At 52.1% G+C, this 14992-nt stretch carries 14 protein-coding genes; all 14 read right to left on the reverse strand.

Features of this window, described 5'->3' with window-relative positions:
- Nucleotides 1-3: 3 nt before the first annotated feature.
- Nucleotides 4-1170 carry a 1-deoxy-D-xylulose-5-phosphate reductoisomerase gene (locus LF95_RS08685; RefSeq protein WP_073954563.1) on the reverse strand — a complete coding sequence of 389 codons (1167 nt, stop codon included), beginning with the start codon at nt 1168-1170 and terminating at the stop codon, nt 4-6.
- A gap of 40 nt (nt 1171-1210) precedes the next feature.
- Complete coding sequence (locus LF95_RS08690) at nt 1211-2026, reverse strand: phosphatidate cytidylyltransferase (protein ID WP_073954943.1); 816 nt, start codon at nt 2024-2026, stop codon at nt 1211-1213.
- Nucleotides 2010-2750: an isoprenyl transferase gene (locus tag LF95_RS08695; protein ID WP_073954564.1), complete on the reverse strand. Its 741-nt coding sequence runs from the start codon at nt 2748-2750 to the stop codon at nt 2010-2012. The genes LF95_RS08690 and LF95_RS08695 overlap by 17 nt, the downstream gene beginning before the upstream one ends.
- A 2-nt stretch (nt 2751-2752) precedes the next feature.
- On the reverse strand, nt 2753-3316 hold the full coding sequence (gene frr, locus LF95_RS08700) for a ribosome recycling factor (protein WP_073954565.1): 564 nt from the start codon (nt 3314-3316) through the stop codon (nt 2753-2755).
- 2 nt (nt 3317-3318) lie between these two features.
- Complete coding sequence (gene pyrH / locus LF95_RS08705) at nt 3319-4050, reverse strand: UMP kinase (RefSeq protein ID WP_073954566.1); 732 nt, start codon at nt 4048-4050, stop codon at nt 3319-3321.
- 161 nt (nt 4051-4211) lie between these two features.
- Nucleotides 4212-5135 (reverse strand): translation elongation factor Ts, encoded by a 924-nt coding sequence (gene tsf / locus LF95_RS08710; RefSeq protein ID WP_073954567.1) that lies wholly within the window; start codon nt 5133-5135, stop codon nt 4212-4214.
- Nucleotides 5136-5224: 89 nt separating this feature from the next.
- On the reverse strand, nt 5225-6007 hold the full coding sequence (gene rpsB, locus LF95_RS08715) for a 30S ribosomal protein S2 (protein ID WP_073954568.1): 783 nt from the start codon (nt 6005-6007) through the stop codon (nt 5225-5227).
- A 197-nt stretch (nt 6008-6204) separates the two neighbouring features.
- On the reverse strand, nt 6205-9690 hold the full coding sequence (gene dnaE / locus LF95_RS08720; RefSeq protein ID WP_073954569.1) for a DNA polymerase III subunit alpha: 3486 nt from the start codon (nt 9688-9690) through the stop codon (nt 6205-6207).
- Between the two features lie 93 nt (nt 9691-9783).
- Nucleotides 9784-10518 carry an ABC transporter ATP-binding protein gene (locus tag LF95_RS08725; RefSeq protein WP_073954570.1) on the reverse strand — a complete coding sequence of 245 codons (735 nt, stop codon included), beginning with the start codon at nt 10516-10518 and terminating at the stop codon, nt 9784-9786.
- Entirely contained in the window at nt 10511-11761 is a 1251-nt protein-coding gene (locus LF95_RS08730) for a lipoprotein-releasing ABC transporter permease subunit (RefSeq protein ID WP_073954571.1), read from the reverse strand. The genes LF95_RS08725 and LF95_RS08730 overlap by 8 nt, the downstream gene beginning before the upstream one ends.
- Before the next feature lie 93 nt (nt 11762-11854).
- The gene (gene proS / locus LF95_RS08735; RefSeq protein WP_073954572.1) at nt 11855-13174 is read right to left on the reverse strand and encodes a proline--tRNA ligase; all 1320 of its coding nucleotides are present in this window, start codon (nt 13172-13174) and stop codon (nt 11855-11857) included.
- Between the two features lie 181 nt (nt 13175-13355).
- Nucleotides 13356-13844: a hypothetical protein gene (locus tag LF95_RS08740; protein ID WP_073954573.1), complete on the reverse strand. Its 489-nt coding sequence runs from the start codon at nt 13842-13844 to the stop codon at nt 13356-13358.
- Nucleotides 13845-14227: 383 nt separating this feature from the next.
- Nucleotides 14228-14479 (reverse strand): DUF1467 family protein, encoded by a 252-nt coding sequence (locus tag LF95_RS08745; RefSeq protein WP_073954574.1) that lies wholly within the window; start codon nt 14477-14479, stop codon nt 14228-14230.
- An 85-nt stretch (nt 14480-14564) separates the two neighbouring features.
- Nucleotides 14565-14969: a methylmalonyl-CoA epimerase gene (gene mce, locus LF95_RS08750; RefSeq protein WP_073954575.1), complete on the reverse strand. Its 405-nt coding sequence runs from the start codon at nt 14967-14969 to the stop codon at nt 14565-14567.
- Nucleotides 14970-14992 lie beyond the last annotated feature (23 nt).

Raw genomic sequence — 14992 nt, forward strand, 5'->3', positions numbered from 1 at the left:
GCCTTAACGGGCCGTTTGGGTGATCAAGTCTTCGGTGCTGCGACGCGCAATATCATCGATGACAAATACATGGTCGATATCCACCAGCTTTTCATACGAATGGGCGGCCATGATTTCTTCGACAAATTTTGCAATATCCAGAAACCCAATGCGCCCGGCCAAAAAGGCCGCAACGGCAACTTCGTTCGCAGCGTTAAGAACAATAGGCAGGGTGCCCCCACTTCGCAAGGCTTCACGCGCCAAACGAAGGGCAGGAAAACGCTCGGTATCGGGGGCCTCAAAACTGAACTGACCGATCGCGGAAAAATCAAGCCGTGGTAACTGCAATTCCAGCCTGTCAGGCCATCCAAGGGCAAAAGCAATGGGTGTACGCATATCCGGCGTTCCCAATTGAGCAAGCACAGACCCATCGACATATTCAACCATGCTGTGAATCACGGATTGTGGATGCACCAGAATTTCAATTTGGGCTTCCGGCACAGGGAACAGGCGACAGGCTTCAATCAGTTCCAGGCCCTTATTCATCATGGTCGCAGAATCGATCGAGATTTTAGCGCCCATACTCCAGTTCGGATGGGCCAACGCCTGTTCACGGCTGACACCGGCCATATCGGCCATCGACCAGGTCCGGAACGGCCCGCCTGAAGCCGTTAGCAAAATGCGCTCGACCTTATCCGTCGCGTCACGGTCCAGAACCTGAAAAATCGCACTGTGTTCGGAATCAACCGGGATAATCGTGGCGCCAAACTGGCGCACCTCGGCCATCATCAATTCGCCCGCACAAACCAGCGTTTCCTTATTGGCAAGACCAATGACCGCCCCCCGCCGGATCGCTGCCAGAGTGGCACGCAAACCTGCAGCCCCGACAATACCGGCAATCACGATGTCGCTGGGTCGTTCGGCTGCCTCAATCAGGGCATTTTCCCCTGCCCCGGCTTCAATACCAGTGCCGGACAAAGAAGATTTCAGATCATCAAAAAACACCGGATCGGCGATTACTGCATACCGCGCATCAAGCTCGATTGCCATTCGGGCAAGTTCAGCAACATTGCGATGGGCTGTTACCGCATCAACACGGTAACGGTCAGGATGGGCACGCACCACATCGGCGGTGCTTTTACCGATTGAACCGGTAACGCCCATAATGCAAACAGATTTCGTCACCGACATCCGGCACCAATCTTAAAAACCGGCAAAACACCTGCACATATCAGTGCAGGGTTAAACCAAAAAAATAAACAATCACAAACGCAACAGGCAGAACCGACAACATGCCATCGGCCCGGTCCAGAAAACCACCATGACCAGGAATCAGGTTGCTGCTGTCTTTTACACCAAAACGACGTTTAAGGGCAGATTCTGCAAGATCTCCGACCTGCGCCACAATCGCCAAGGCCGCACTGGTCAGGGTAATCGCCACAATAGACGTGCCGCCACTAAAAGAAACAATCAATCCACCGATCAGCCCTGCACAAATCATGCCGCCCACCAACCCTGCCCAGGTTTTTTTCGGGCTGAAACGCGGTGCAAGCTTCGGTCCGCCAATCGCCCGTCCAAAAGCATAAGCCCCTGTGTCCGTCGCCCATACCGTCAAGAACAACCACATAATCAGCAAAAGACCATCCGGATGCCACGCCCGCATCCATTGAACAGCCAACGCAGCAGCGGGGATAAAAACAGTCCCGGTTAAAACCAAAACCCGTTCCCGCCCGCTTGCAAGGGTCGTAATCGCTGCTGCAACGATTACCGGCAACAGGGCCATCGCCGCAGGAGAAGTCGATTCCAGGTACATTGACAGAGCAAGACCAATGCCGGAAATCACTGTTAAAGGCATTGCGCGGCCTGGAGCGCACATACGCATCCATTCCCATAACATGGCAATGCTAAATACAAGGACAAGAAGGCCAAACCACGGAGAGCCAAACCAAACAGCAGCAATAGCGACCGGCGCCATCACCAGGGCGGACAAGACGCGCAAACCAAGACCGGATTTACCTGTACCTGTTACATCAGAGGACTGCGCCAAAACGCCGCTCCCGCCCGGCAAAATTCTCAATTGCCTGTTCCAGATGTTTCCGATCAAAATCAGGCCATAACACATCGTCAAAGACGAATTCGGTATAGGCACATTGCCATAAAAGGAAATTGCTGATGCGCTGTTCACCACTGGTACGAATAAGCAGGTCTGGATCAGGCATTCCTGCCGTTGCGAGGCTTTCTTCGATCATACCCTCGGTCACGTCGGATGCGGAAATCTCGCCCTGCTCAATACGCCGAGCAATAGAGCGCATGGCATCGGCAATTTCGGCACGCGAACCGTAACTCAGTGCTATCGTCAGCTTTAATCGGGTATTTTCTGCCGTTCGCTTTTCGGCGTTTTTCAGCAATTCCTGGATGTCATCGGCAAAACGGGTGCGGTCTCCGATCACCCGTATACACACCCCGTTTTTATCAAGCACGGCAAGTTCGCGTTTGATAAACAGCCGAAGCAACCCCATCAAATCGCTCACTTCCCCTTCTGGACGCTTCCAGTTCTCGGTAGAAAATCCGTACAGGGTGAGAAATTCGATTCCAATATCGGCAGCCGCCTCTACCGTGCGACGTACCGCCTCCACCCCGGCACGATGGCCGAAAGTGCGAGGTTTACCACGCGCACGCGCCCAGCGTCCGTTGCCATCCATAATGATGGCAACATGACGCGGCAAAAGTTGGCTGCCCGAAGGCTTGAGGTTCGATGCCAGAACAGTCATGGTCAGACTTGCATGATTTCCTGTTCTTTATGAGCGAGAGCATCATCAATCTCGCCAATGACCTTGTCGGTCAGCTTCTGAATTTCTTTTTCCTCAGAACGAAGAATATCTTCAGAAATTTCGCTGTCTTTTTCCCATTTTTTCAGCTGATCCATACCGTCGCGACGGACGTTACGCACTGAAATACGGGCCTGTTCGGCATATTTACCCGCAACCTTGCCCAGTTCGGCACGGCGTTCCTCGTTGAGGGCGGGAATCGGCACACGGATAAGCGTACCATCCGCCGACGGGTTAAGACCAAGACCCGCATTGCGAATGGCCTTTTCGACAGCTTTGACCATCGATTTGTCCCAAACCTGAACCGACAGCATACGGGACTCAGGAACACTGACCGAACCAACCTGGTTCAGTGGTGTCATTGCGCCATAGGCTTCAACCATAACAGGATCAAGAAGACTTGCACTGGCACGTCCGGTCCGCAAACCGGTAAATTCCTTTTGCAATACTTCAAGCGCCCCTTCCATACGGCGGGTGAGGTCCTTTTTTAGGCCAGCAACGTCAGACACCTTCAGTCTCCATTCGAAATAATCGTAAATGTACCCTTTGCACAAACAACGTCGGCAAAAGCACCCGGATTATGCAAAGAAAATACAATTACCGGAATATCATTTTCGCGCGCCAAAGAAATAGCGGAAGCATCCATAACACGCAAATCTTTCGCAAGTACATCCATATATGTCAGTTCGTCGTAACGAACCGCATCAGGATTGGTCTTGGGATCAGCTGTGTAGACACCATCAACCTGTGTGCCCTTTAACAAAGCATCACAGCCCATTTCAACCGCGCGCAACGCAGCAGCGGTATCCGTGGTGAAAAACGGGTTGCCAGTACCGGCCGCAAAAATAACAACGCGGCCTTTTTCCATATGGCGCACGGCGCGACGGCGAATATAGGGTTCACACACCGACGACATCGGAATCGCCGACTGAACCCGGGTCTGAACACCGTGGCGTTCAAGCGCGTTTTGTACCGCCAGGGCATTCATGATTGTCGCAAGCATGCCCATATAGTCAGCGGTTGCGCGTTCCATCCCCTGTGATGCCCCTTTGACACCGCGAAAGATATTACCGCCACCAATCACCATGCAGACTTCCGCGCCCATATCATGGACCGCCTTGATCTCGCTGGCGATACGATCAACCGTATCCGGGTCGAGACCATATTGCTGTTTGCCCAACAGACCTTCGCCGGACAATTTCAACAGCACACGACGAAACTTCAACGGGCCGTTTTCTGCCATATCCAGATGCCTCTCAATGCGGATTTTCGCCACCAAACAACAAGGTAGCCTTCTTCAGATATAGAAAGACCGGCGAGCAACAGGGTGTTATCACTCTGAGGACCCCGCCGGTCTGGATCATACACGAATTGACACCTGACGCATCAATTCGATCAGATTTCTTACTTCTTCAGCTGCTCTGCAACTTCAGCAGCAAAGTCTTTTTCTTCCTTCTCGATCCCGTCGCCGAGTTCAAAACGGATGAATCCTTTAAACGTGATCGGCTTGCCAGCGTCTTTGGCAGCGTTTTCAATCACGGTTTTGACCTTGTTTTCACCGTCGATCACGAAAGTCTGCTCAAGCAGAACGACCTGTTCGTAATATTTACGAATACGGCCTTCGATCATTTTGGCAATAATTTCGTCCGGACGACCGGATTCTTTGGCCTGCTCGGTCAGAACGGCTTTTTCACGCTCTACCAGTTCCGGATCCAGATCATCGATGGTTGCTGATGCCGGATTGGTTGCAGCAATGTGCATGGCAATCTGCTTGCCAAGACCTTCAAGAACAGCAGCGTCAGCTTCGGATTCCAAAGCAACCAGAACGCCGATCTTACCGAGGTCCGGAGCGATAGAGGCATGAACGTAGGATGCAACAACACCCTTGTCGACCGAAACAGAAGCAACGCGACGCAGGTTCATGTTTTCGCCAATGGTGGCGATCATGTGCGTAACCTGCTCTTCGACATTACGCGAAGTACCCGGAAATGCAGTTGCCTTCAGCGCATCAATGTCACCATTGGCAACGATACCGAGTTCTGCAACCTGGGAAACGAATTTCTGGAAATCTTCGTTACGCGAAACGAAATCGGTTTCAGCGTTCAGTTCGATAACGGCACCCGAAGTACCATTAACTGCGACACCAACCAGACCTTCGGCAGCAACACGGCCTGCTTTCTTGGCAGCAGCAGCAAGACCTTTGGTGCGAAGCCAGTCAACGGCTGCTTCAAGGTTGCCATCGGTTTCGGAAAGCGCCTTTTTGCAGTCCATCATGCCAGCGCCGGTGGTTTCGCGAAGCTCTTTCACGAGAGCAGCGGTAATAGCCATTTTTAAAGCCCCTATTACGCGATCAAGTGGATAACACCTAAAGAAACGGCGGCATGATAGCCGCCGCTTCCCTGGGTATAAAATGAAATTTAAGCGGAAGCAGCCTGATCGGCAGCTTCGGTAGCAGCAGCTTCCTGTGCCGGCAGTTCTTCGGCTTCGCCGAGGTCTGCACCAGAAGCCGTCATTTCGGCCTGGATACCGTCAAGAACGGCACCAACAAACAGGTCACAATACAGCTGGATAGCGCGGATCGCGTCGTCATTGCCCGGAACCGGATACTGAACGTCTTGCGGGTCCGAGTTCGAGTCCAGAACAGCAACAACCGGGATATGCAGGTTGCGTGCTTCATGGATCGCGAGAGATTCTTTGTTGGTGTCAACCACGATAATAATGTCGGGCAGACCACCCATGTCCTTAATGCCGCCCAGAGCGCGTTCCAGTTTGTCACGCGAACGGGTCAGGTTCAGGATTTCTTTCTTGGTCAGGCCTTCAGCGCCAGAATTCAGGATTTCGTCCTGTTCTTTCAGGCGTTTAATCGAACCCGAAACGGTGTTCCAGTTGGTCAGCATACCGCCGAGCCAACGGTGATTCACATAATACTGGCCGCAACGCTTTGCAGCTTCGGCGATAACCGGCGAAGCCTGGCGCTTGGTGCCAACAAACAGAACACGGCCACCAGCAGCGGTCACGTCGCGAACAGCCTGCATCGCACGATGCAGCATCGGAACGGTTTCCTGCAGGTTCAGGATATGAATGTCGTTACGTGCACCAAAGATGAACGGTTTCATCTTCGGGTTCCAGCGACGGGTGTGGTGACCAAAGTGAACGCCGGCTTCCATGAGCTGACGCATGGTAAAGGTTGGCAATGCCATGATAATTTCCTACCGTTTTCCGGTTAATACCTCCGTGGGAAGGAATTTTGCCACCTGGCAAAACACCGGATGGACGACCATAAAGGGATCGCCACGCTCCCACGTGTGATGTTCGAGGCGGGTTTTAGCGCCGCCCCCCGCAGATTGCAAGCCCTAACTACACGTTTAGGGCCACAAAAACCGCAATAAAAGGCCGGTCAGATCTCTTCGGCAAATTCCACACCAGGAATCGACCCGACCGCACCGATCAATGATGGACCAACCTTGAAATGGTCAGCCAGTTCGACTTCCGCAATGCGACCATCGGAACAAACCGATGAAATATTCACAAGCCCTCGGCCTCTGCCCGACTTTTCAAGCAATTCTCGAATTTCGGTAATCGGTTCCGGGCGGGTCAGCCGAATGCGAATACCTTCGGCCGCACCGGCAACGGCCTGCTCCAAATCCTCGACCCGCTGGCCCTGAATGCGCAATTGACCTTCCCGTATTTCTGCTGAAACCAGCAACAGCATCGGACGACCCGAATTAATGATTTCCTTATAGGCAGCCCAGGTTTCGGCCCAGAAGGCCACTTCAAAACTGCCCGTAGCATCAGAAAGCATAACAAAGGCAAACTTGCTGCCGTTCTTTTTGGAAATCATCTCGCGGGCATTGATCAATGTCCCGGCAAGTTTGATCGACCCCTTATTTTGCGCCCGCATTCGGGCTTCAAGCTCGACATAGGGGGCAACACCAATACGCTGAAGACTTTTGCCAAAGGTATCAAGCGGATGGGCTGACAGATAAAAACCAATAGCCGAAAATTCTTCGGTCAGTTTTTCCATCGGCACCCAGTCGCGGCCGTCAGGCAGACGAATGGTATCTTTGCCAAATCCGCTGTCATCGCCAAACATGCTGATCTGGTCGTTATTTCGGGCCTGCATTTCACGCTGGGATACGGCCAGGATTTTATCGACATTTTCAAACATGACGCGGCGGTTATCATGCAGGCAATCCAGTGCCCCTGCCCGCACCAGATTTTCCAGCAGACGCTTATTCAGCGCCCGGCTATCAATACGCGATGCAAAATCGGTAAGGTCCTTAAACGCGCCCTGCTGTTCACGGGCATTAACAAGGCTTTCCATCGCCGCGTCACCCACATTGCGCACCGCAGCCAGTGCATAGCGAATTTTGCGCACGCCACCATGATTTTCCACGGTAAAGGCAACGCCGGATTTATTGACGCAGGGCGGCAAAATTTCAATTTTCAGGCGTTCGACTTCCTGTTTGAAAATTGCCAGCTTGTCTGTGTTGTGCATATCCAGCGTCATCAACGCGGCCATAAATTCGACCGGGTAATTCGCCTTCAGATAAGCCGTTTGATAGGCCACAAGCGCGTAAGCTGCCGCGTGCGACTTGTTAAAGCCGTAAGACGCAAATTTGGCAACCTGGTCAAAAATGTCCGATGCCTGCTGACGATCGACATTGTTCTTTTCCGCCCCGTCCACAAACAGCGAACGCTGCTTTTCCATTTCCTCGGCAATTTTCTTACCCATCGCACGGCGCAACAAATCTGCGCCGCCAAGCGAGTAACCAGACATAATCTGGGCAAGCTGCATGACCTGTTCCTGATAGATCATGATGCCATAGGTTTCTTCGAGGATCGGCTTGAGCATCGGGTGCATGTAGTCAGGCTCTTCGCGCCCGTGCTTACGTGCAATATAATAGGGAATATTATCCATCGGGCCGGGACGATACAGCGCCACCACAGCGATAATATCTTCCAGGGTATCCGGTTTCAGGCCGCGCAACACATCCTGCATACCCTGGGATTCAAGCTGGAACACCCCAACCGTTTCCGCCGCCGACAAAAGCTTGAACGATTGCCGGTCATCAAGCGGAATGGCACTGATGTCAAAATCCTGCGGCACATCATCGCGCAGGCGCATCAAATTCACGGCCTCGATAATCACCGTCAGGGTTTTAAGGCCCAAAAAGTCGAACTTAACCAACCCAGCATTTTCAACAAACTTCATGTTGAACTGGGTGACGGGCATATCCGAACGCGGATCACGATAAAGCGGAACCAGTTCATCCAGGTCACGGTCACCAATCACCACACCGGCCGCATGGGTAGATGAATTTCGATACAGCCCCTCAATTTGCATGGCAATGGTCAGCAGGCGGTCAATATCCGGGTCCTCGCGCGCGATGCGGCGCAGGTCCGGTTCCATATCAATTGCTTCTTTTAGCGGAATCGGCTTAGCCGGATCGCCGGGTATCATTTTACAGATTTTATCGACATAGCCATACGGAATGCCCAGCACACGGCCCACATCGCGCACGGCGGCCTTTGCCTGCAATTTACCGAAGGTAATAATCTGGGCAACACGGTCATAACCATATTTGTGCTGCACATATTCAATCACTTCGCCGCGCCGGTCCTGACAGAAATCGACGTCAAAGTCAGGCATCGAGACACGTTCCGGATTAAGGAAACGTTCAAACAGCAACGAAAAACGAAGCGGATCAAGGTCGGTAATCAACAGTGCATAGGCCACAAGCGACCCGGCACCGGACCCACGACCAGGCCCGACAGGAATATCATGTTCCTTGGCCCACTGAATAAAATCGGCAACGATCAAGAAGTAACCGGGAAAGCCCATCTGAACAATAATGCCCAACTCGTATTCAAGGCGGGCATTATAGGGCTCGGCAATTTTCTTTTTGTCTTCCTCGGACATGCCCGGACTATAGACGTATTTGTCAAGCCGGGCCTGCAAACCATCAAAGGACCGATGGCGCAATTCGTCAACCTCGGTGCGGCCTTCCCCACAGTCAAATGGCGGCAGAATAGGGTCAATTTTCTCCACATGCCAGGCGCAACGCTGGGCAATGATGACGGTATTGTCGCAGGCCTCAGGTAAGTCGGCAAACAGCTCGCGCATCTCGGCAGCCGTTTTAAAGCGGTGATCCGGCGTCAAACGCCAGCGATCTTCCTGGCCAACAACGGCCCCCTGCCCGATGCAAATAAACACATCGTGGGCTTCATACATATCCACACGCGGAAAATAACAATCGTTCGTCGCAACCAGCGGCACGTCATGTTCGTAGGCCATGTCGATCAGGGCGGGCTCTATCGCCTCCTCCGAAGGCAGTCCATGTCGCTGGAGTTCGATATAAAGCCGGTCGCCAAAAATCTCTTTCAGGCGCAAAAGGCAATCTGTTGCCTTAGGCTGTTGTTCCTCGCGCAGCAGACGGGCAATCGGCCCGGAGGGTCCGCCTGTAAGGCAAATGACATCCTCACAATGCTCGGCAAGATGTTCCAGCAGGGCCTTGGGCGTGCTGCCTGCTTCTGTTGTCATATGGGCGCGGGAAACTATTTTCAGCAGGTTAAAATAGCCGGTTTTGCTTTGTGCGAGTAAAACCAGTTCATCCGGGTCAGGTTCGCGCCCGGCCTTGCCCAGCACCACCTCGGTCCCAAAGCGTTCAATCCCGATCTGCACACCCAAAATAGGCTGCACGCCGGAGCCACTGGCCGCACCGGCAAAGTCAAGCGCGCCAAACATATTGTTGGTGTCGGTCATGGCAGCAGCGGGCTGCTGGTCCGCAGCGCACAGCTTCACCAGTTCCTTGGTCGTTATGGCACCTTCAGCGAGTGAATAGTTCGTATGAACACGCAGGTGGATAAAACCGTTTTCCATTGCCAGCGACCTCGACACCTAAACAAAAGCAAAAAAGCCACGGGCGCCGCAAGGGCGCCCACCAGCCAGATAATTATAAAAACCGCAAACCGATTATGAAAGTGTTTCCGGCTCCAGCTCGACAAGATGACCATCACGCAAGGTAATGATCCGGTCCATCTGACGGGCCAGTTCAGGGTTGTGGGTTGCAATCAGCGACGCAAGCCCGGTTTGACGCACCAATGACACCAGCATGCCAAAAACATTTTCCGCCGTTTGCGGGTCCAAATTGCCGGTTGGTTCATCGGCAAACAAAACATCGGGAACATTGGCAAGCGCCCGGGCGATGGCAACGCGCTGTTGCTCCCCGCCCGAAAGACGTGCGGGGCGATGCTGGGCGCGGGCTTCAATTCCCAGGCATTGCAGAAGTTCCATCGCCCGTGCTTCGGCATCTTTGCGATGAAGACCCGCGATCATTTGCGGAATAACCACATTCTCGATCGCGGAAAATTCCGGCAACAAGTGATGATACTGGTACACAAAACCAATATGATCGCGGCGCATTTGTGTGCGGGCCTGATCCGACAAATCCGTACTGCGCTTTCCCCCAATCGACACAGATCCACTATCAGGGCGTTCAAGCAAGCCGGCAATCTGCAACAGGGTTGATTTCCCCGCCCCTGACGGCCCGACCAGCGCAACGATTTCACCTTCATTAATGGTCAGGTCAACCGACTTCAAAACATCAAGCCGCTCAGCCCCTTGCGCAAAGGATCGAACCACTTTTTCCAGTTTCAGCATCGGTTTCACCTGACGCTGCGCTGCAGATTTTTTCTGAAGGTCACTCATAACGCAGCGCCTCCACCGGATCGAGGCGCGACGCCCGCCATGCCGGATAAATCGTGGCCAGGAAGGACAGGGTCAGCGACATGACGCAAACCATCACCACTTCATTGACATCCAGGTCAGCAGGCAATTGCGACAGGAAATAAATTTCTGCATTAAACAGGTCCGCCCCGGTCAGGCTCTGGATGAACTGGCGGATGCTTTCGATATTTTCGCAAAAAACAACCCCCAGGACCAAACCACTCAGGGTTCCCAACACACCAATAGACGCCCCTGCCAAAAAGAAAATCCGCAGGATAGAGCCACGGGTTGCCCCCATTGTGCGCAAGATCGCAATGTCGCGGCCTTTATCTTTGACCAGCATCACCATGCCGGAAATGATGTTAAAGGCGGCAACAAGAATAATCAGCGTCAAGATCAGGAACATAACGTTCCGTTCGACCTGCAAGGCATTAAAGAAATTGGCATTCGACTGTTGCCAATTCACAAGACGCAATTGCTCGCCCCGCAAATTTTGCAACAGGTCATTCATCGTTCCAGAAAGCCGCGACGGGTCATTTAACACCACCTCGAAATTCGAGATTTTACCCGGCATCTGGAAATAGGTTTGGGCTGCTTCCAGCGGCATAAAAATGAAACCAGAATCATATTCATACATGCCAATATCAAACAGCGCGACGACGTGATAGGACCGCATGCGTGGCACAGAGCCAAAGGCGGTAACCTTGCCCTTGGGCGAAATCAGATTAACCGTGTCACCAACGCCAATGCCAAGTTTCATGGCAAGACGCGCGCCCATGATAATTGAATCGTCGCCTTTGAAGTCCTTCAGGCTGCCAAAAACGATGTTGTCGGCCAGCGTTTTACGCTTGGCGATGTCTTCGGGGGCCATGCCCCGCACAATCGCACCGGTGGCACGGCCGCCTTTTGATGCCATAACCTGGCCTTCAACAATCGGGTCGACCAGAGTGACATTACCCGTTTCCCGGATTTTTTTTTCGATTTCGGCATAATCAGGAAGGCCGTCCGGCCCTTGCGCATATACCGATATATGCCCGTTCAGCCCAAGAATACGCGAAAGCAGTTCGGCACGAAAACCATTCATGACCGACATCACGATAATCAGCGTCGCCACGCCAAGCATGATACCCAAGAGGGAAAAAATCGCGATGACCGAAACAAAGCCTTCCTGCCGACGGGGGCGCAGATAGCGAAACGCCACCATACGCTCGAACGGACTGAACATAGGCACCAAATCCTTGTGGAGAGGGGTTTCAGGTGAAACCCGTGGTCAGATCAAATTTAACAGGGCGGCCTAAACCGCCCTGCCAAGCTTTTGTCATGCGCCAATCTGGTTTAACGCGGCTTCAAGGGTTACTTCCGAACGTTCGCCTGTTTTGCGGTTCTTCAGTTCCACAACGCCATTTGCCAAACCTTTGGGCCCAATCACAATCTGCCAGGGCAGACCAATCAGGTCCATGTCGGCAAACTTGCCACCAGCACGCATGTCTCGATCATCATAGAGCACGTCAATTTTGGCATTTTTCAGTTTGCCATAAATATCTTCGCACGCTGCATCACAGGCATCATCCCCCGTACGCAAATTGATCAAACCAACCCGGAACGGTGCAACTTCTTCGGGCCAGATAATGCCGTTTTCATCGTGTGATGCCTCGATCAATGCTCCAACCAGACGAGAAACACCGATACCATACGACCCCATCATCACTGGCACTTCCTTGCCATCCGGGCCCAAAACAGTTGCCCCCATCGGTTCGGAATATTTGGTACCGAAATGGAAGATATGCCCAACTTCGATACCGCGTGTGGCAATCAGATCACCGCCTGAAACAGGGCAGCTTGCCGCATCATGTTTTTCCTCGGTCGCAGCATAATCTGCCAGCGTTGTCTGCACCCAGCCTTCAAGGTTGGTGCGATCGTTCAGGTCAACACCCTTACCGGTCAGGTCTTTTTCCAGCCATTTTTTATCGCAGAAAACTTCGCTTTCGCCGGTTTCAGCCAGAATGATGAATTCATGGCTCAAATCACCGCCAATCGGGCCGGTATCGGCAACCATCGGGATGGCCTTTACGCCCAGGCGCGAGAATGTCCGGCAATAGGCCAGAAATATCTTGTTATAGGCGTGGCGCGAGCTTTCGTAATCGATATCGAAGGAATAGGCATCCTTCATCAGGAATTCACGGCCGCGCATCACGCCAAAACGGGGGCGAATCTCGTCGCGGAACTTCCACTGGATATGATACAGCATCTGCGGAAGCTGCTTGTAGGATTTCACTTCCTTGCGGAAAATGTCCGTTATCACTTCTTCGTTGGTCGGACCAAACAGCATATTGCGATCATGCCGGTCGGTAATGCGCAGCATTTCCTGGCCATAATCTTCATACCGGCCGCTTTCCTGCCAAAGCTCAGCTGGCTGAATTGTTGGCATCAGAAGTTCATTGCAGCCAATAGCATCCTGCTCCTCACGAACAATCTGTTCGATTTTTTTCAGAACGCGATAGCCCAGCGGCAACCAGGAATAAATACCGGCCGACAGTTGCCGCACCATCCCGGCGCGCAGCATCAACCGATGAGAAACGATCTGGGCTTCTGACGGGGTTTCTTTAAGGGTGGGCAGAAAGAACTGGGAAAGACGCATTGATGCCTCGTAATACAGCAGTCTGGAAAGGTCACAACGACCAAAAATCTAGTCCGGGAACATGCGACAGCACAGGCGGAAAGGCAAGCCGGAACTTGTCACCCAGCAAAATCCGGGTCCAATAGAGCCCCAAACATCACGCGCGGCGTCAGTGGCACAAAACACCTGTTCACAAACAATGCTATTTATACCCTGCGGCCTTGCAGGCAGCAATCAGGTCAGCATTATGCGCAGCATTCCCGATAGGTTGATCATTAAAATAGACTTGCCCGTTTTTATAGGTGATCTCTCCTAACGTTCCCTTTCCGCTAATGCCTGTCGGTTGGGAAATACCTGCAAATTCAAAGAAATCGAGCGTAACCGGAAACGTAATAACATCTGGTACCTTAATGTGCGGGGATGCAGCATTGGGCCCTTCCGCCGGTGTGACCGGCTTGCCATTCACATCAACACCGGGCTGATATTCGACACTGGCATCTGGCTGATAGGCCACAATCGCGTCACAGGCAGAACGGGAGATCGTCACCGTTGCCGACGTTGCAGTATCCGATTCTTTTTTTGCGGAATCCGCAGCAAAGCCTGGCTTGGAAAGCACTGTAATTACGACAAAAATCGATACAAGTACTTTGAAACGCCAGTTTTCTTTAGCCGACGGAACAAATAGCAGCATGGCACAAATACCTTCTAACCATTTGAGTTAACATAATTTTGTTACACAACGTTACATCGATTTGTGAAGTTTCGTCAAAACATCTTGCATAATCGTGAATTATATGGCTTTTTAACCCTCCTGAAACGACGCAAGATCGTGATGGAATGATGACCGCAGCCACTCATAAAATGCGGGAGGCTTTGTTGCCAATAAGCACAAAAGAAGCAGGCGCGACATCATTATAAATACCTGTGCCAATGAGCCCAGGTCTAGGAGGAAGTAATAAAGATAACGGGAAAACAGCTATAAAATAGCTCTAAAGCAAGATCTTAGGATCTTGCTTTTTTTTTACGTTCGTATTCACCTAAAAATGCTGCATGGCAGCAAATGACGGGACAAACTTATTTGAATGCGTCTGCAGCCGGGCGAATATCGATCAGTCCGCTGGTAATCACGAAATAGGCAATCGCCCATAAAATCCCTGAAATAAGAGATGTTGCCAGGATTTTCTTCCACATATGCGGATTTTGCGGCGCGCCGCTATCATGGCCTTTTTCAACCACTTCCTGCTGCTTTACGCCAACCGGCAGCACGGTAAACAATACCAGCCACCAAATGATCAGATAGGTCACAAAACCCGAGAACAACGTCATGACAGATCCTGCCTTAGCTCAATCCGTTTGGGTGCGATCTTGAACACAAAAACATCGCCCAAAACCGCACCAGAAGGTTTTATTATCAAACCTGCTCAAGCTCGACCAACGTACCCGTAAAATCCTTTGGATGCAAAAACAGCACGGGTTTGCCATGCGCGCCTATTTTAGGTTCGCCATTTCCCAAAATACGCGCCCCCTCGCCTGTCAAACGGTCACGGGCGGCAATAATGTCTTCCACCTCGTAACAAACATGATGAATGCCACCCGCGCTGTTCTTTTCCAGGAAAGAGCGAATAGGTGAATTTTCACCAAGCGGATAAAGCAGCTCGATCTTGGTATTTGGCAGTTCGACAAACACCACACGCACACCATGATCCGGTTCGTCCTGGGGTTCGGAAACTTTGGCCCCCAAAACATCACGATACAGACGAATTCCTTCGTCCAGGTCCGGGACAGCAATGGCAACATGGTTTAGGCGACCAATCATGGCAAGCTCCTGTCTCATACATT

The sequence above is a fragment of the Thalassospira sp. TSL5-1 genome (assembly GCF_001907695.1).
Classification (GTDB): Bacteria; Pseudomonadota; Alphaproteobacteria; order Rhodospirillales; family Thalassospiraceae; genus Thalassospira.

Coding starts and splice junctions, on each gene's coding strand:
- LF95_RS08685 (WP_073954563.1), bottom strand. CDS start 1,170: ATGTCGGTGACGAAATCTGTTTGCATTATGGGCGTTACCGGTTCAATC.
- LF95_RS08695 (WP_073954564.1), bottom strand. CDS start 2,750: ATGACTGTTCTGGCATCGAACCTCAAGCCTTCGGGCAGCCAACTTTTG.
- pyrH (WP_073954566.1), bottom strand. CDS start 4,050: ATGGCAGAAAACGGCCCGTTGAAGTTTCGTCGTGTGCTGTTGAAATTG.
- tsf (WP_073954567.1), bottom strand. CDS start 5,135: ATGGCTATTACCGCTGCTCTCGTGAAAGAGCTTCGCGAAACCACCGGC.
- rpsB (WP_073954568.1), bottom strand. CDS start 6,007: ATGGCATTGCCAACCTTTACCATGCGTCAGCTCATGGAAGCCGGCGTT.
- dnaE (WP_073954569.1), bottom strand. CDS start 9,690: ATGGAAAACGGTTTTATCCACCTGCGTGTTCATACGAACTATTCACTC.
- LF95_RS08725 (WP_073954570.1), bottom strand. CDS start 10,518: ATGAGTGACCTTCAGAAAAAATCTGCAGCGCAGCGTCAGGTGAAACCG.
- LF95_RS08730 (WP_073954571.1), bottom strand. CDS start 11,761: ATGTTCAGTCCGTTCGAGCGTATGGTGGCGTTTCGCTATCTGCGCCCC.
- proS (WP_073954572.1), bottom strand. CDS start 13,174: ATGCGTCTTTCCCAGTTCTTTCTGCCCACCCTTAAAGAAACCCCGTCA.
- LF95_RS08740 (WP_073954573.1), bottom strand. CDS start 13,844: ATGCTGCTATTTGTTCCGTCGGCTAAAGAAAACTGGCGTTTCAAAGTA.
- LF95_RS08745 (WP_073954574.1), bottom strand. CDS start 14,479: ATGACGTTGTTCTCGGGTTTTGTGACCTATCTGATCATTTGGTGGCTG.
- mce (WP_073954575.1), bottom strand. CDS start 14,969: ATGATTGGTCGCCTAAACCATGTTGCCATTGCTGTCCCGGACCTGGAC.